The organism is Paenibacillus validus NBRC 15382, assembly GCF_004000985.1.
GTDB classification, from domain to species: Bacteria; Bacillota; Bacilli; order Paenibacillales; family NBRC-103111; genus Paenibacillus_G; species Paenibacillus_G validus.
The window spans coordinates 139,118-156,394 of record NZ_BIMH01000004.1 but is presented as its reverse complement, the minus strand read 5'-3'; the positions used below and the strand labels follow the sequence as shown (position 1 = coordinate 156,394).

General features: G+C 51.6%; 12 protein-coding genes and 1 pseudogene. 12 read left to right on the top strand and 1 reads right to left on the bottom strand.

Annotation, left to right across the window (positions count from 1 at the left end; translation table 11 throughout):
• Window positions 1–23 precede the first annotated feature (23 nt).
• The 5 genes from murA to PVA01S_RS04870 all read left to right on the top strand — a co-directional run bounded on the left by murA (window position 24) and on the right by PVA01S_RS04870 (window position 7,452).
• Window positions 24–1,313: a UDP-N-acetylglucosamine 1-carboxyvinyltransferase gene (murA, locus tag PVA01S_RS04890; RefSeq protein WP_127605635.1), complete on the top strand. Its 1,290-nt coding sequence runs from the start codon at window positions 24–26 to the stop codon at window positions 1,311–1,313.
• A 442-nt stretch (window positions 1,314–1,755) separates the two neighbouring features.
• The gene (ppdK, locus tag PVA01S_RS04885) at window positions 1,756–4,446 is read left to right on the top strand and encodes a pyruvate, phosphate dikinase (protein WP_174817559.1); all 2,691 of its coding nucleotides are present in this window, start codon (window positions 1,756–1,758) and stop codon (window positions 4,444–4,446) included.
• 86 nt (window positions 4,447–4,532) lie between these two features.
• Entirely contained in the window at window positions 4,533–5,006 is a 474-nt protein-coding gene (ndk, locus tag PVA01S_RS04880) for a nucleoside-diphosphate kinase (protein WP_054795267.1), read from the top strand.
• A 154-nt stretch (window positions 5,007–5,160) separates the two neighbouring features.
• Window positions 5,161–6,276 (top strand): aminopeptidase, encoded by a 1,116-nt coding sequence (locus PVA01S_RS04875; protein ID WP_127605633.1) that lies wholly within the window; start codon window positions 5,161–5,163, stop codon window positions 6,274–6,276.
• A 33-nt stretch (window positions 6,277–6,309) separates the two neighbouring features.
• On the top strand, window positions 6,310–7,452 hold the full coding sequence (locus tag PVA01S_RS04870) for an AbrB family transcriptional regulator (RefSeq protein ID WP_127605631.1): 1,143 nt from the start codon (window positions 6,310–6,312) through the stop codon (window positions 7,450–7,452).
• A gap of 89 nt (window positions 7,453–7,541) precedes the next feature.
• Here the strand turns inward: PVA01S_RS04870 and PVA01S_RS04865 are convergent, their stop codons facing one another.
• Window positions 7,542–8,516, bottom strand: a complete 975-nt coding sequence (locus tag PVA01S_RS04865; protein ID WP_230875987.1) for an MraY family glycosyltransferase — start codon at window positions 8,514–8,516, stop codon at window positions 7,542–7,544.
• Between the two features lie 240 nt (window positions 8,517–8,756).
• On the opposite strand from PVA01S_RS04865, the gene PVA01S_RS04860 reads away from it, so the two are divergent.
• The 7 genes and pseudogenes from PVA01S_RS04860 to PVA01S_RS04825 all read left to right on the top strand — a co-directional run bounded on the left by PVA01S_RS04860 (window position 8,757) and on the right by PVA01S_RS04825 (window position 17,259).
• On the top strand, window positions 8,757–9,296 hold the full coding sequence (locus PVA01S_RS04860; protein WP_127605627.1) for an HXXEE domain-containing protein: 540 nt from the start codon (window positions 8,757–8,759) through the stop codon (window positions 9,294–9,296).
• 196 nt (window positions 9,297–9,492) lie between these two features.
• Window positions 9,493–11,715: a helix-turn-helix domain-containing protein gene (locus tag PVA01S_RS04855; protein ID WP_127605625.1), complete on the top strand. Its 2,223-nt coding sequence runs from the start codon at window positions 9,493–9,495 to the stop codon at window positions 11,713–11,715.
• A gap of 137 nt (window positions 11,716–11,852) precedes the next feature.
• Window positions 11,853–12,303 (top strand): annotated as a pseudogene (locus tag PVA01S_RS04850) (enoyl-CoA hydratase-related protein).
• An 11-nt stretch (window positions 12,304–12,314) separates the two neighbouring features.
• Window positions 12,315–13,496, top strand: coding sequence for an acetyl-CoA C-acetyltransferase (locus PVA01S_RS04840; protein WP_127605621.1), 1,182 nt, complete (start codon window positions 12,315–12,317; stop codon window positions 13,494–13,496).
• 111 nt (window positions 13,497–13,607) lie between these two features.
• Window positions 13,608–15,191, top strand: a complete 1,584-nt coding sequence (locus PVA01S_RS04835) for a long-chain-fatty-acid--CoA ligase (RefSeq protein WP_127605619.1) — start codon at window positions 13,608–13,610, stop codon at window positions 15,189–15,191.
• A gap of 220 nt (window positions 15,192–15,411) precedes the next feature.
• Window positions 15,412–16,290: an alpha/beta fold hydrolase gene (locus PVA01S_RS04830; protein WP_127605617.1), complete on the top strand. Its 879-nt coding sequence runs from the start codon at window positions 15,412–15,414 to the stop codon at window positions 16,288–16,290.
• Window positions 16,291–16,644: 354 nt separating this feature from the next.
• Complete coding sequence (locus PVA01S_RS04825) at window positions 16,645–17,259, top strand: TetR/AcrR family transcriptional regulator (protein WP_127605615.1); 615 nt, start codon at window positions 16,645–16,647, stop codon at window positions 17,257–17,259.
• The last annotated feature ends 18 nt before the right edge of the window (window positions 17,260–17,277 follow it).

Sequence of the window (17,277 nt, the reverse complement as noted above, 5' to 3'; positions counted from 1 at the left end):
GTTATAACCAGGGAGGGATAAGCATGCGCTATATCCAAGTGGAGCCTGCCGGGCCGCTGCAAGGCTCGGTGCAAATTCCCGGCTCGAAGAATAGCTCGCTGGCGCTGCTTGCGGCGGCTTGTTTGGCCGATGACGTCGTCACGCTGGAGGGGATTCCGCTGATTGACGATGTCAAGGTGATCGCGCAAATTTCACGGGATATCGGAATGTCGCTCGTTCGCAAGCCGACGGGCGAGGTTGTGATTGATCCGCGGTTTATTCATAGTGCAACCATCGATCCTGGCAAAGCGGCGTCATACCGCGCTTCCTATTATTTCGCGGGGGCGCTGCTCGCCAAGTTCGGCCGTGTGACGGTAGGATTTCCGGGCGGAGACGATTTCTCGTCGCGACCGATCGATCAGCATGTTAAAGCATTTCAAGCGCTTGGCGCCACCGTTATTTTTCACGAAGACCACTATGTGGTGGAATCGAGACAGCTGAAGGGTGCCGACATTTATTTCGACACGGTCACCTCGGGCGCTACGATCAACGGCATGCTGGCGGCCGTTCGAGCCCAGGGGCGAACGAACCTGTATAATGCCGCGGTCGACCCCGAGGTCGTCGATACGGCAGCTTTCTTGAATGCGCTTGGCGCCAAAATATACGGAGCGGGCACGGACCGCATCCGGATTGAGGGCGTGCCGTATTTGAACGGCGGCTGCCATATGGTGATCCCGGACCGGCTTATCGCCGGCGCCTTTCTGATGGCGGCGGGCATCACCGGCGGGCGTGTAACCGTAGGCGAGGTCATCCCCGAACACTTGGGCGCATGCCTGGCCAAGCTGGAGGAATGCGGGATGGAGCTGGAAGTGGACGAGACGAGCATTACCGCCTACGGGCGCGGTTCGATTAAAGCGACGCGGGTGCGGACGTCGATGTATCCCGGCTTCGCTACCGATCTGCAGCAGCCGATGACGGCGCTGTTGACGCAGGCAAAGGGCAAAAGCATCATCACCGAGCGCGTCTATCCGAACCGCTTCAACCATGTGCCGCAGCTGCGGCGGATGGGCGCCGACATTGAGGTTCGGCAGGAAAGCGCCTTTATCCGCGGCGGACGGCCGCTCTTCGGCGCTTGGGTTCATGCGACGGACGTGCGTGCCGGAACGAGCCTGGTGCTAGCCGCTCTGGCGGCCGATGGGGTGACGCGAATTACCGGCGTAGAGCACCTGGAGCGCGGTTACGACGACGTGATCGGCAGCTTTGCGGCGCTCGGCGCGCGTTTAACGTTGTGCGAGGCCGAGGATGAGCGCGTGCATGCCGTCTTTGTGAGGTGACGGTGTGCCGTAGCGGAATCCTGATTCCTTATATCGCCGATTAGACCGGCGGAATGTATGATAGCGGAGTTACGATGAGCCATTCGCTCTAAAGCCGGGGGAAATCCCCGGTTTGGGCGAATAAGGCATCGGAGCTCCGCTATTTTTGTGTGAACGTGACGGGTGAGGCGCATAGGGCCGCCGTAGTCCCGCAGCTTCCTGGACTTTCGCGATATCGGGTTCGTTCAACAAGGGGTCTGCGCCAAGAAACAGCGAACATGGAGCGACAGCAGATAAATTCGAGATGTTTGTTTAATAGTGTGTCATTAAAATTAAATAGTACACACTATTTACAAAGAAATTGTTGTATGTTATGTTTTAGATGTGATTTACAAGTGGAATAAAACGCACGTTAATTTCGTTAATTCAGACTATGACCGAATTGTTCAGAGGAGGCATTTGCATGAAGTTCGTTGTACCGTTTGATCAGGGGCATGCGGATATGAAAGCGACGCTTGGCGGGAAGGGGGCAAACTTGGCGGAGATGACCCGGGTAGGGCTGCCGGTTCCTCCGGGGTTTACGGTGACCACTGACGTTTGTCGCGCCTACTACGCCTTGGGCGGCCAGCTTCCGGACGGAGTCCGCGAAGAGGTGGCGTCCGCGCTGCGCGTGCTGGAGTCGTCCCAAGGGAAGCAATTCGGCGATCCTGCGAAGCCGCTGCTCGTTTCGGTGCGTTCCGGATCCGTCACCTCGATGCCCGGGATGATGGATACGATTCTCAATCTCGGGTTAAACGATGAAACGGTTGCCGGGCTGGCTGCATTAACGGGGGATGCGCGATTCGCGTACGACTGCTACCGGCGCTTGATCCAAATGTTTGGGAACGTCGTGTTTCAGATTGAATCGCATCACTTTGAAAGTCAGCTTTCCCGACTGAAGCAGCGGCTCGGTGTCGGACAAGACAGCGAAGTAAGTGCCGAAGGCTGGCAAGAGCTGATCGAATCGTACCGGTCAATCGTAGTGAAAGAGACGGGCCGTCCGTTCCCGCAAGACGTGCGCGAACAATTGGAGCTGGCGGTCGAAGCGGTATTCCGTTCGTGGAACAATACGCGGGCCCAAGTGTACCGCAAAATCCACCGCATTCCCGACGAACAGGGAACGGCGGTCAATATCCAGGCGATGGTATTCGGCAATTTGGGGGCCGATTCGGGTACGGGCGTATTGTTCACCCGCAATCCTTCGACCGGGGAACGGCGTCTGTACGGGGAATATTTGATTAACGCCCAAGGGGAAGATGTCGTTGCGGGGGTTCGCACGCCGGTACCGATCGAACAGCTCGGTGCGGATATGCCGCTCGTGTTCGACCAGTTGGAGCGAACGGCGGCGATGCTGGAGAAGCATTATAAGGATATGCAGGATATTGAATTTACGGTGGAGCAAGGGGCGCTCTATTTGCTGCAAACCCGTTCGGGCAAACGGACGGCGCAGGCGGCGGTCAAGGTCGCCGTGGATATGGCCAACGAGGGGTTAATCAGCCGGGGAGACGCCGTCGAGCGAATCGAGCCGTTTCATTTGGATCAGTTGTTGCACCGGGCCATTGACGTGGACCAGGCGCTGGATGTATTGGCTTCGGGGCTTCCGGCATCGCCGGGCGCTGCGACGGGAGAAGCCGTGTTCGATGCCGACCTGGCGGAAGCGTGGTCGCGCGCCGGCCGCAAAACGATTCTCGTGCGTTCGGAGACGACGCCGGAAGACATACACGGCGTGCTTGCCGCCGAAGGCGTACTGACGAGCCGGGGCGGCATGACCAGCCATGCGGCCGTTGTCGCCAGGGGCATGGGTAAGCCTTGCGTATGCGGATGCGAGGCCGTAAGAATCGAAGACCGATCGTTCGTCGTACACGCCGGTGGCGAGTTCGTTACGATTCGGGAAGGCGACACGATCTCGATCGACGGCTCGACCGGCCGCGTCATTCGAGGCGGAGTTAACTTGCGCGAGCCTGAGCTGACGGAGGAGCTGCAGCAGCTGCTCCGGTGGGCCGACGATATCCGCACGCTGCAGGTATATACCAATGCGGACACGCCGGAAGATGCGGCGAAAGCCCGGGATTTCGGCGCGGAAGGCATCGGGCTGTGCCGTACGGAGCATATGTTTATGTCGGCGGCGCGGGTGCCGGTCGTGCAAGCCATGATTTTGGCGGATTCGGCGGAGGAGCGGGCCGAAGCGCTCGAGAAGCTGCTGCCGATGCAGCAGCAAGACTTCGAAGGGTTGTTCCGGGCTATGGATGGGCTGACGGTTACGATTCGATTGCTGGATCCGCCGTTGCACGAATTTTTGCCGAACATGGAGCAGCTGGTGCTTCAGCATGAACGATTGCGCAATGACCCGAATGCCTCGTCCGAGGAAATCGACCGAAACGAGAAGCTGCTGCGCAAAGTGCGGTCGCTGCACGAGATGAACCCGATGCTGGGGACTCGCGGATGCCGCCTCGGTCTCGTCCTGCCGGAAATTTACGAGATGCAGGCGGATGCTATTTTCCGCGCCGTGGTGCGCTGCTTGGAGGAAGGTATCGACGTACGGCCGGATATTATGATTCCGCTGGTCGGGCATGCGAACGAGCTGATCCGGATGCGTGAGCTTGTAACGAAGCGGGCGGAGGCGATACTGGGCGATAAGGCGGCCACGTTCCCTTACCATGTGGGGACGATGATCGAAGTTCCGAGAGCGGCGATTACGGCGGCGCAAATTGCCAAGCACGCAGACTTCTTCTCGTTCGGTACGAACGATTTGACGCAGATGACGTTCGGCTACAGCCGGGACGACGCGGAAGGGAAATTTCTTGCGCATTACGTGGAAACGAAGCTGCTGCCGGAAAACCCGTTCCAAGTGCTGGATGAGGACGGCGTCGGCCGCTTGATCGAATGGGCGGTGGAGCAGGGCAAAGCGGTTAAGCCGTTATTGAAAACAGGCATATGCGGCGAGCATGGAGGCGATAAGTCATCGATCTTCTTCTGCCATGCGGCGGGACTAAACTATGTAAGCTGCTCCCCGTACAGAGTGCCGCTTGCCCGGATTGCAGCCGCTCAAGCGCAGCTGGCGCTCGGCCATCCTCAGTCCGATGCCGAACGGAGCTTGAGCGAACATATTGCTTAACTCATAAAAATGAGAAAAAATGGGAATACTGATTGAAGAGACTTGGGTTGAATCGCGTACAAATTAGTGGATGGAGTGAGTCGTTTATGGAGCAGACGTTCTTATTGGTGAAACCTGATGGCGTGAAACGCCAATTAATCGGAAATATTGTGAATCGCTTTGAACAGCGCGGATTCGAGCTGATCGGTGCCAAGCTCATCCGGATTACGAGAGAACAGGCAGAATATCATTATGAGGAGCACAAAGCGAAGCCGTTCTTCGGCGAGCTCGTCGATTTCATCACGTCGGGACCGGTGTTCGCGATGGTATGGCAGGGAGAGAACATCATTCAAATTTCCCGCGCCATGATGGGCAAAACGAACCCGGCCGATGCGGCTCCGGGTACGATTCGCGGCGATTTCGCCTCCGAGGTGGCCAAGAACGTCATTCACGGCTCGGATTCGCCTGAAAGCGCGTTGCGGGAGATCGCCAACTTCTTTAAGCCGGAAGAATTGTTGACTTCGACCTATTTAGACGGTACGGCGGACCGCAGCGACGATTCTCCGGTAAGCATTCATTGAAATAACGAATAGACGACCAAGCCGACCCCTTCATCAGGAGTCGGCTTTTTTACTCATTTTTTTGGAAGGGCGGGTTGCTGAATTTGAACTTTGAACGGAAATTCGTTACATTGGAAGTAGAATTGTAGGGCAGTTGCCAAAGGAGCGTATGCAGATGCGGGATCCAAGACTGAAACAGTTTGCGAAAAATTTGGTGCGTTATTCGATCGATCTCCAGCCGGGAGAAAACGTGCTGATCGAAATGATTGGGCTTCGCGATCAGGAATTGACCAAGTGTCTAATAGAAGAAGTGTATGCGGCAGGAGGAAATCCGTTCCTGGAGTTCCGGAATCCGGAAGTGACCCGCAGCCTGATGCTCGGCGGAACCGAGGCGCTTTACGCGCAAATGGCTGAGCTGGAGCTAGCGCGGATGAAAAAAATGCACGCGTATTTGGCCGTTCGCAGCGGCGACAACATTACCGAAACGTCCGATGTACCGGATGAAAAGATGCGTTTGTATACCAAAATATTCCAGCGTCCGGTTACGGATCAGCGGGTCAACCATACGAAGTGGTGCATCATGCGTTACCCGAACGCGTCGATGGCCCAGCTCGCCAATACGAGCACCGAAGCTTTCGAGAATTTTTATTTCCAGGTCTGCAATTTGGACTACAGCAAGATGTCGTCGGCGATGGATGCCCTCGTCGAGCGGATGCTGCGTACCGACCAAGTAAGGCTAGTTGCCCCGGGAACCGATCTCACCTTCTCGATCAAGGATATTCCGGCGATCAAATGCGCCGGGAAGAACAACATTCCCGACGGCGAAGTGTTCACTGCGCCGGTGAAAGATTCGGTGAACGGCGTCATTTCGTACAACACGCCGACCATTTACAACGGAACGGGATTCGAGAACATCGTGCTCCGGTTTGAGAACGGCAAGATCGTCGAAGCGACCGGCAGCGATACGAGAAAGCTGAACGATATCCTGGATACGGACGATGGCGCCCGTTATATCGGCGAGTTTGCGATCGGGGTCAATCCATATATTCAGAAGCCGATGAAAGACATCTTGTTCGACGAGAAAATCGACGGCAGTATTCACTTTACACCGGGCAACGCATATGAGGATGCGGACAATGGCAACCGTTCATCGGTTCATTGGGACATGGTGCTCATTCAGAGGCCGGAATACGGCGGCGGCGAAATTTATTTCGACGGCGAGCTCATCCGCAAGGACGGACGTTTTGTCGTACCGGATTTGGAGAAATTGAATCCGGAGAATTTGAAATAAAGCCGAGCGCTGACGTAGGGGAATGATGGCTTCATGGAAGACTCGAGTGAATCGAATCGTTCAAATCGATCTCACGAGAAGGAAAGCTTACAAACAGCAGCGGTTCGCTTGCTGGAAACGGCGGCGGTCACGTTCGCCGGGGGGCTTCTGTTCTCGCTGATGCACGTCCCGCTGAGTTGGATGCTGGGACCGTTAACGGCTACCTTGCTGTGGCAGGGCTTGACCAAAAGACAGCTTGCATGGCCGGTAACGCTTCGCAACTTAGGCCTGCTGCTGCTGGGTTACGGGATGGGGCTGTCGTTCACGATGGAAAGCGCGCGCCAAATCGTCGGCCAGCTGCCGTCGATGCTCGCGTCGACCGTGCTGACGGTTGGCTTCAGCTTGCTGATGTCGGTGTGGATTGCCCGCGCTGCGAGGATTACGCCGCAGAGCAGCTTGCTCGGCAGCATACCGGGCGGGCTTTCGCAGATGGTCGTGCTGGGAGAGGAGTTTCCCGAAGCGGATGGAACGATCGTCACGTTCATGCAGACGATCCGGCTTCTCACGGTCGTTTTCATTGTCCCGTTCCTGGCGGTGCACGGCTTGAGCGGCGGTGAGGCTGCGGCGATGCCTACAGCTTCCGTGGCTGACTCAACCGGGTCGGGCTTCGCCGGGGGCGGAGCGTTCATGGCCGTGGTTGCGGCCTTTGCGGCGCTGGTCTCCGGGTTGGCCGCCGTCCGGCTGCGAATGCCGACGCCCTGGTTTCTCGGCCCTGTCATCGCTTCGGCGCTCATGATGATTGCGGATTGGGCGCCGCCGCATCCGCCTTCCGTGCTTGTGCTCGCCGCACAATGGAGTCTCGGGATTTATCTCGGACTCGGTATTCGCTTTAGCGCCTTGGCCGGTTGGCGAAGGCTGCTGCCTTACTCGCTGGCGGGCGGGCTCGCGATCGTCGCGTTCTGCCTGGTGCTGGCTTACGTCTTCAGTCTCCTTCATCCGATCAGCATGGCTACAGCGTTCTTGAGCTTATCGCCCGGAGGCATGACGGAGATGGGCGTAACCGCCTCGGCTGTCCATGCGGACGTGTCGATGGTGGTGGCGTACCAGATGTTTCGCATCTTGTTTATTTTGTTTATTGTCCCTTATGCGCTGCGCCGTTTATTTCGCGTTCCGAAAGGAACGGGTGTAGAAGGATAGCGCGTACGAGAAACGGCCTTCCCGCGGGTTAACCGTACGGGAAGGCCGTTTGAATTTTATTGCATATGGACCGCGGATAAGCAGCTTCATTAAACGTTGAGTAAAAGCAAAATGATCGAGCTTAACCCGAAGCACATGTTGACCAGGCAGAGAAACAGGACGACTTGTTTCGGATTCAGTCCGCTGCGCAGCAACCGGTAATGCGCCTGGCTTGCATCCGCCTGATAGATCGGCTTGCGTTCGCGAAGCCGCTTCAGGACGACGAAGATGTTGTCGAAGATCGGCACGCCAAGCGCAAGAATCGGGATGAGCAGCGACAGCACCGTCGCTTGCTTGAATGCGCCGTCCAGCGCCACGACCGCGAGCAGAAATCCGAACAGCGTCGCACCCGCATCACCCATGAACACCTTCGCAGGCGGTTTGTTGTACCGCAGGTACGCAACCGCGGCGCCGACGAGAATGATAGCCATCATCGCGGAGTCCGACTGGCCTTTGGCCAAGGCGACGACGAACAGCGTGACGGCGGAGATGGCGGACAACCCGCCGGCCAATCCGTCCATGCCGTCCGAGAAGTTAATGACCGTAGTGACGCCGAATATCCAGGTAACCGTTAAGAAAAATTGCAAATAAACCGGCAGTAAAATATCCTCGCCGCCGAACGGGTTGTTGAAACCGTAGAAGACGACGCCGGATTTGTACACAATGATCGCGGCGGCGAGCTGTACGATCAGCTTCGGCCAAGCGGCAAGTTCTTTGCCGTGCGTTTTGTACCAGTCGTCAACGAGCCCGATGCAGACGATGAGCAGCGAACCGATGAGCAGCGATACGGTGCGGCTGCCTTGGAACGTGATAAACGTCATGTACGCGCAGACGAACCCGGCGAAGATCGCGATACCGGCGGTTAACGGAATCGGATCGCGATGAATTTTACGTTCGACATCGGGCTTGGGCTTGTCCACGAAATCGATGCGGAACGCCCATCTGCGAAGCGGTGGAATGAGCAGCAGTACGACGAGAAACGATACGAGAAAGGCGGCGAAGTATGCGATAATCGGTCCCTCCAATATTCGGCATGATTCGTGGAAATCTTTAGAAATTATAACATACAGGAGCGGGATGAATCCATCCATGACGGAATTATCAGGCAGTCGTCAGTCTCGGGATCATAAAGATGGCAAACTTTGCAAAAACAATTGACAATTACTTCATGCTGTCCTAAACTAACTTTAAAGTTATATAACTTTAGAGTTAGTTTTGTGGTGTTCGAATTCACACAAATTAGGACGGAAGCGAGGTTATATGACATGGTTGAATTTCTGGATTCCTTTATCAGCATCAACTCGGTAATTTGGTTATTTCTTGTTGCCTTTATGCTTCATGACTTTGAGGAGATCATCCGGATCGAGCCCTGGTTTCGGAGGCATCAACCAAGCATTTACCGAAAGGTGCCGAGGCGGTTCAGAAACACGCTCGATTCATTCTCACGAATGACGGCGCCGCAGTTTTCCGTTGCCGTTTGCCTTGAATTTGTAGTGTTTGTTCCGTGTACGTTTATGGCGGCTGAACATGGCAGTTACTTGCTGTTCCTGGGTTTCAATGCGGTTATGCTGCTTCATGTTTTTATGCATATCGGTCAGGCCGTATTCGTAAGAATGCTGGTGCCGGGAGTGGTTACGAGTGTCCTCATCATCCTTCCTTATACGATTTATGTTTTTTACAGGCTGCTAAGTGAGAAACTGATAACGTTGACCGATATAGGACTGAGTCTTCCGTTAGGATTACTGCTGATTCCCATTTTGTTACTGGGTCATAAGGCGGGCGAGAAACTGGTTCCAAATGGTTGAGAAATGTGTGAACGACGGAGAACGGTGATATCCATGTCCAATCAAAGGGTAAAATGTCGGTGCGACGCTGCACCGATTTTTATTTGCCAAAATGATTTTTATAAATTAAAGGAATTTACATAAAGACGTCAAATTGAATTATGTAAAAAACACTGTCAATCAAAAAACATAATAAATAGTTTCGGGAGTGAATGAAATGAACGAGTTGACTAAGCGTGAACGGCTGAAGCAGAAGATCGAATCTCATCTTCGTGATCTCGCAAGGCAGCTCGTCAAGTTCGACACCTTGGAAGAGACGCTTCACTATTTAATGGACTCTTTTTGGATGGATTTTACTTCCGACTTTGTCGCCATTTTATTGAAAGAAGGGGATCAGCTCATTCCTAAGGTGTGGAGGGGAGAAACCCTTCAAGTCAAGCATACCCTTCATCTGACTGTCGATCCTGATTCCAGGCTTCTTCAAGACGCGCTTTGGTGGCCGAACGAGAGTGGAATGAGCGATAGCGATTTCAGAAAAGCGTTGGAGAACGAGAAGCTCTCGACTTGGTTTACCGTTCCTTTGAAGGAAAGAGAGAAGACATTCGGTATTTGCATCATCGGATTTCGCAATTTTGTCCCTCTCATTGTCGAAGCGGAAAACTATTTCGTGGAATTTGGCCGGGATGTCGCGGTAGCTATGGAGTTAGCCCGGGATAAAGAACGCCAGAAGCGAAAAATCAAAGGCATGGAGTGGTTGAGGGAAAAGATTTTCCCCGGTACGTCAATCGAACATATGGTGGAAAAAATGGTCGACCGTGCTGGGAAAGGAACGATGGCAGCGGCAGCAAGCATTTTTTTGTATGACGAAAAAAACAATTGTTTAATTTATCAGCCCCCGTCTTATGGGACATTCGTATCCCCCGATAACATGGTGATCGATAACGAAAGCAATCTATCGCGATTGTTTCCGTATTTCGGGAAGGCCGGGGGCGAACAATTAACGGTGCCCTTGGTCGTTAATTTGAAAACGATCGGTATTCTTCATGTCTCGGGAAAGCAAGATGGAGTGTTTACCGAAGATGATTTGGAGCTGCTTGAGTTTTTATCGACGCATGTCTCTATGCAGATAGAGAACGCCCGATTAGTTCAGAACGAACAAGAGCGCAGATTAAGACTGCAGAACATCATGATCCATCAACAGGAACTTGTAAAAAAGACCATCGAGGAGGAGAGTCTATACGAGATCACCAGAACCGTCAGCTCCATTTTCGGTTATTCGGTTTTTCTATTCGATCGGCTTCTGCGGCTGCTGTCTCATCATGCTATGAAGGAAGAACAGCTATCGCTGCCCAATTTGCTGCATCTCGTTAAAGAGCATGAACAGCAAATCCGGCAGATTAAATCCGATGAATTATGGCTTCAGCTGGACGAAGGGCCATGTTATGTGAGCATCTGGCCGATTATTGGAGGCGGCAGGCAGTTAGGTTATTTAGCAGTGTTCTCAGACCGCAAGTACTGGGACGATGTTCTCCGACTAACCGTCAATAACGCGCTCAATGTGTACGCCATCGAGTTTATTAAGCAAAAACTGGTGATGGATACGCGAGAACAGGTGAAGGAAAGTTTCATGAATCAGCTTTTTTCCGAAAAAATCGAGGATCCGGAGAAAGTCGTACAGTATACCACCTTTATCAACTGGAACGTCTATGATTCTCATCGGGTGGCGTATTTGTCAGTGAAGCTTGATATGGAAGTGGAGCGGGAAAGCGATCTCATTGGAGTGGAGGAGAAGAAATCAAGATTGTGGGATATTATGAAAATGGCGCTCTCGAATCAAGATCAAGGGGTAATCTTGACGAGAAAAGGCGATGAGTTTATCCTCATCAGCCGCGTGACAAACGAGCAGACAAATGCCAAAGCTTATTGGCAGTCGATGTATCAGCAGGTACAAAAAATCGCCAAAGCTGAAATGCCATCTTGTCATGTTTATTTGGGTGTTGGCGGACGTACCGAACGGATGGAAGATTACTATTTTGCGTACAAACAAGCCGTTCAAACCGCGAACCTGATTCGCCTTCGTTACCCGGAAGCGGGATTCGCCATTTTTGAAGAGTTCGAGTCTTACTCTCTTCTTCATCAATTAACCGATCACAAAATTTCAACGATTTTTGTGCAAAAAAAGCTGGCGCCGCTGCTGCGTTATACGGAGGGAAGTGGAGCTGATCTGTTTCAAACCCTCCGGATCTATTTATCAAACAACGGAAGTATGAGAGAGACCTCCGAGGCGTTATATATTCATCGGAGCACGCTGCAATACCGTTTGGATAAAATCAGGGAAATTTTGCAAATCGATATTGAGCAAGCCGAGCAGCGGTTCAGCCTGCTGATGGCCTATAAATTATACGATCTGCTGGACCTGTCTCCTCCGCAAATCTGCTGAATGTTCCGTTGCAGATTCCTGCAATCCGCCGATTATAGAAGCTGGAAAAATGCTTTATCATGAATTTAAGTAAGCGATTACATCTTAGATCGCGTCATGGATTATTTCTACGATGAATTTAAGTATGTTTACCACAAATAACAGAGGATGGGATCAATCCGTTGAACGGGCAGTTGTTTCGGGAGCTCGGGTTGCTCTTTAACGAATGGGAACAAAACGATGATGTGCGGGCCGTGGTCCTTACAGGCAAGGGGGACCGAGCTTTCGCCGCAGGTGCGGATATTAAAGACATGCTGAATCTGAATACCAGGGAAGTCCTTCAATTTTGCCAAGTATCCCGCAATGCCTTTTCGAAGGTCGAATCCATTCCAAAGCCTGTGATCGCAGCAGTTAACGGATTGGCGCTCGGAGGCGGCGCAACACAAAGGCTGCAGCGGTTAATCGGTCAACTCGGGCGGTCAAGCGGATCTTCAAACCGGATTGGATCTGGAAATCTCATGCTTCGGCAACGCCTATGCAAGCGATGACAGCAAAGAAGGCATGCGAGCGTTTATAGAAAAACGAAAGCCGCAATTTTCAGGATGTTAGGAGGGCGTAACATGGGAAACCGTCATGTTTTCTTGATCGAAGGCGCGCGCACCGCGTTCGGTGAGTTTGGAGGATCATTCAAAGAGGTATCCGCCATCGAATTAGCGACTGCCAGCGCCATAAAAGCGTTGGAAAAAGCGAATGTGACGGCGGAAGAAGTGGATCAGGTCGTCATTGGCAACGTGATCCAGTCCAGTGCAGATGCCATCTATATGGGCCGCCATGTCGGATTGAAATCAGGCGTTCCGAAACACGTACCCGGATTAACGGTGAACAGGCTTTGCGGTTCCGGACTTCAATCGATTGTGAATGCATCTCAATCGATTATGCTGGGAGAATCCGACCTGGCGCTTGCAGGCGGCGCGGAAAATATGAGCCAAGTACCTCATGTGATTCGTGGAGCAAGATGGGGAATCCCCCTCGGCAAAGCGCCGATGGAAGATTACTTGTGGGAGGCGCTGTACGATCCTTACGGGGATTGCACAATGGCCATAACCGCCGAAAATCTGGCCTCGCAATACGGGATCACAAGGGAACAGGTCGATGCGTTTGCCGTCAGAAGCCATGACAGAGCCCAGGCGGCCATAGATAATGGCCGCTTTGCCGAAGAAATCGTCCCCTATACGATTCTAGGAAGAAAGGAAAGTGTAGTTGTGGACCGTGATGAACATCCCCGTCCGACTACCCTGGAGACGCTGGCGAAGCTGCCTGCCCGCTTCACGAAAGACGGGGTAGTGACGGCAGGCAACGCCAGCGGAATCAACGACGGCGCGGCAGTAACGGTGGTGGCTTTGGAAGAATATGTGAAGCGGCGGAACCTGAAACCGCTTGCGCGGTTAGTTTCCTGGGGCATTGTCGGTGTAGAACCGAAGATTATGGGTATCGGACCGGTCATGGCGATCCGGCAAGCGCTCCATAAAGCGGGAATGACGATCAAAGACTTGGACCTGATTGAAATTAACGAGGCGCTCGCCGCTCAATATCTCGCTTGCCAGAAAGAGCTCGACTTCGATCCGGAGATCGGCAACGTCAATGGCGGGGCGGTCGCATTGGGCCATCCGTTAGGCGCTAGCGGCGCTAGAATTACATTGTCGCTTCTATACGAATTGCGGCGCCGCAACAAAAAATATGGCGTTTCTTCTTTATGCATCGGCGGAGGTCAAGGGATTGCAGCCATTTGGGAGCGGCTGTAATCCCCCTTTTCCATAGAACGAATGAACATCAGTCACGGTTCTCGGTTGAATTGAAAGTGCATATATTGTTTGTTGCGGTTGGTTGATACCAGAGCATAGGGGGAAGTTCCCATGTATAAATATGAGTATGACTTATCGGTTGCGCAAGTATTTGAACGGGCATATAAACGGAATCCGGTGAAAGAAGTCATTTTCGACCGGACGCGAAGAATGACATACGAGGAGCTTTGGAACGAGTCGAGATATATGGCCGCCGCTCTTCGTGATCTGAACGTCGGGAAGGGCGACAAGTTAGCTGTCTGTTTGCCCAATTGGCACGAGTTTGTGGTCGTCTATCTTGCTGCGGCGTTTCTGGGTGCAGTCATCGTTCCTTGTAACACCAGGTACCAGCAGCATGAAGTAGAATATATACTGACGAACTCCGGCGCGAAGATTGCCTTTTGTACGAAAGAATTCAGCGGTGTTCCTCACGCTGATCAGTTTACACAAGCGAAAAATATGGTTAACAGTCTGAACCAGATCGTATCGGTACGCTTCGAACAGGAAGGGCTCATATCCTATCAACGATTGATAGAAAGAGGCAAAAACTCCTTGTTCGTACCCGAAGACATTCAACCCAAAGACGATGTCTTTGCTATTTTGTATACGTCTGGAACGACGGGTAGACCGAAAGGAGCGATGCTGACACACTCCAATATCGCTCACACCGGTACAATTTCGGCGGAAGCCATGAAATGTGCGCCGGAGGATGTTTTTCTTATTGCGGTCCCGGTTTTTCATGTTTTCGGAATTACGCCGAGTATTCTAAGCACGTTCGCTTGTGCGGGGAGCATGGTGCTCGTAGATCAGTATAAAGCCAAGGACGTGCTCGAACTGATCCAGCAAGAGCGGGTGACGGTGCATAACGGCGTACCGACGATGTTTATTTTAGAGTTGAATCACCCGGATTTTGCTTCCTTTGACCTTTCTTCCTTGCGAACGGGCATTATCGCTGCGGCTCCATGTCCGGTGGAAGTCGTCAAACGGATTCGCTCGGAAATGGGATGCAATATTGTAGTCGCATACGGATTGACCGAAACTTCGCCGACTTTAACGATTACCGATTTTAATGACGACGATAAGATTCGATCCGAGACCGTCGGCAAGGTGCTGCCTGGTGCGGAGGTCAAAATTGTTGACCCCCGCAGGGTACCGGTCGGTCCGGGAGTAGTTGGAGAACTGGCTTGCAGAGGTTTTGGCGTGATGAAAGGTTATTACAACATGCCTGAGGCCACTCAAGCGGCAATCCATCAAGAAGGGTGGTTTTATTCAGGTGATCTGGCAACCATGGACGAACAGGGTTATATCCGGATTGTCGGGAGAATCAAAGAAATGATTATTCGCGGAGGATACAACATCTATCCGAGGGAAATCGAAGAAATTTTATATGGCCATCCTTCCGTCATGGAGGCGGCCGTCGTCGGTCTGCCCGATACTGTGCTGGGCGAAATTTCATGCGCTGCCATTCGTGTCAGAAGCGGAGAGCAGCTGCAAACGGAAGAGATTAAAAATTACATCAAATCGAAAGTTGCCGATTACAAGGTTCCCGACAAGTTCGTTTTTGTCGATGCGCTTCCGATGACGGCTAGCGGGAAAATCAAAAAAATCGATCTTCAACAACAACTAAAAACGGAATTGGAGGATCAACTGCGGTGAAAATGAGAACGATGAAACGGCACGATACACCCCTTGCCGGGTAGCCTCCTGATATTTTAAGTACCTCGTCCTTTGGGCCGGCAAGCTTCGGACAACACTTACGACTCCAAGAGGCCTTTTTCATGTTCAAATCGTATTTTTCTTCCTTACAGGTATGCTGACCGTTGCTATAATGATACAATCTGAAGGACGAACTAATAAAAACGCCTGAGGTGTTTCAGTGAGCGTACCTGCCATTTATAAAAGCGAAGAAGGAAAGAAAAAAATCTTAAACGATTATGAGTCGTACCTGAAGCGATTTCATGTTGAATTTGAAAGAGTGTTCGTAGACACGCGCTTTGGTCGAACGCATACCTTAGTGACAGGGCCTGTTGACGGAAAACCCGTCTTTATCTTTCAGGGCGGCAATTGCATTAACCCGATGACGTTATCCTGGTTTTCATCCTTGTTTGGGGAGTATCGGATTTACGCTCCAGACACAATCGGGCATCCGGGCTACAGTGCGGAAACAAGAATGTCAGCTAAAGATGACAGTTTTGCATTATGGGTTTCCGATTTAATGGAGCATTTTGGAGTTGACAAAAGTGCATTTATCGGCCCTTCTTATGGCGCGGGCATCATACTAAGAATAGCAGCGTTTCTGCCGGAGAAAATTGCATGCTCGGTCTTGGTCGCTCCGTCTGGATTGAAGTTAGGCTCCAAAATGAAAATGATACAGAAAATCTTAATTCCCATGATAGGGTTTACTATCAGCTCATCGCAAAAGCAATTGCAAAAAATAGCGGATACGATGTCTTTCAACAGCATGAAGGAAATAGATAAAAACATAATCGGCGACATTTTTACACATGTAAAATTAGAACAAGACATGCCGAAAATAACCGAAAAAAGAGAGCTTGTGAATTACTCCTCTCCTACTATGGTGCTAGCAGGTACAAAGGATATATTCTTCCCAAGTGAAAAGGTGATTGCGGCCGCAGAAGCGATCATACCCAACTTAGCGGCAGCAACCGTCTATGAAATGGGCCATTTCCCGTCGGAACCATTTCTGCAAAAAATAAATAGCGATATCAAGCAGTTCTTAACGGTCTACTATTAAAGCCATAATTAAACGAGCTGTCTAATTCCCTCCAACCGACGTCGAATCAATGGCTGTTGTAATGGCAGTTGCATGGGAACGCATTCCGGCGTATAAACAGACACCTCCGAAGCATCATAAAATGCTCCGGGGTGTCTTTTTGTGATTTGTGCTTTGACATTCGCTTACGCATCCGTGCTTTCCTCTCCAAAGTCGTCATGTTTGTCCTGATCATGGTTGTTCCGCGAGTATGCGTATAGATCATTGACAAAATTTGAAAGATGTGATAAAACTAACTGATTAGTTATGTGAATTCATAGTTAGTTTTTCTGTTCAAATGTTAACTTATCGTTCAGTAATTGAAGAGGTGCCTATATGGAAAGGAATCGAACGAAAAAAGGGGAGTTAAGCCGCATTCGATTATTGGAGGCTGCGACTCAACAATTTGCTCTGAACGGGTACTTTACTACAAAAATAAGCGACATCGTAAAAGCTGCGGGACTCACGCAAGCCGCATTTTATTTGTATTTCCCGAGCAAGGATGCGATTTTTTCCGAACTGGTCAATGAATATCGAATGCGCTTAAAGGTTCTGGCCAATGCAGGGAGTCTGGTAACACCACTGCCAAGCTCTGACGTTCCAGAGCAAGTAAAGGAAAATTTAAAAAATTTGTTCTTATTTCTTAATGCTTCCCCTGAGCTGACCAAAATTGCACTTTATGATTCGCCTGATAGCGAACAAATCAAAAAAGAAATGATGGACATGATCATTCATAACTTACGCAGCAACCAGGAAGCGGGGCACGTCCGAAAAGACCTGCCGATCGAGGTGGCCGCAGAATGTATGGTTGCCATGCTCGAACGAATGGTCACCAAGATTGTGAACGAAGAAACAAATCCGGTTTCCCTTGCAAATGACATTACTGACGTCATACTTTATGGAATTTTATCGCATCGAAAAGATGATGATCATGCCAAAGACTGCATGTAGAGAAAAGACGAAAAGAGG

Bases quoted from the DNA above. Each gene is read 5' to 3' on its own strand.
- PVA01S_RS04855 (WP_127605625.1), top strand. From the start codon at position 9,493: ATGAACGAGTTGACTAAGCGTGAACGGCTGAAGCAGAAGATCGAATCT.
- PVA01S_RS04875 (WP_127605633.1), top strand. From the start codon at position 5,161: ATGCGGGATCCAAGACTGAAACAGTTTGCGAAAAATTTGGTGCGTTAT.
- ndk (WP_054795267.1), top strand. From the start codon at position 4,533: ATGGAGCAGACGTTCTTATTGGTGAAACCTGATGGCGTGAAACGCCAA.
- ppdK (WP_174817559.1), top strand. From the start codon at position 1,756: ATGAAGTTCGTTGTACCGTTTGATCAGGGGCATGCGGATATGAAAGCG.
- PVA01S_RS04825 (WP_127605615.1), top strand. From the start codon at position 16,645: ATGGAAAGGAATCGAACGAAAAAAGGGGAGTTAAGCCGCATTCGATTA.
- PVA01S_RS04835 (WP_127605619.1), top strand. From the start codon at position 13,608: ATGTATAAATATGAGTATGACTTATCGGTTGCGCAAGTATTTGAACGG.
- PVA01S_RS04870 (WP_127605631.1), top strand. From the start codon at position 6,310: ATGGAAGACTCGAGTGAATCGAATCGTTCAAATCGATCTCACGAGAAG.
- PVA01S_RS04860 (WP_127605627.1), top strand. From the start codon at position 8,757: ATGGTTGAATTTCTGGATTCCTTTATCAGCATCAACTCGGTAATTTGG.
- murA (WP_127605635.1), top strand. From the start codon at position 24: ATGCGCTATATCCAAGTGGAGCCTGCCGGGCCGCTGCAAGGCTCGGTG.
- PVA01S_RS04840 (WP_127605621.1), top strand. From the start codon at position 12,315: ATGGGAAACCGTCATGTTTTCTTGATCGAAGGCGCGCGCACCGCGTTC.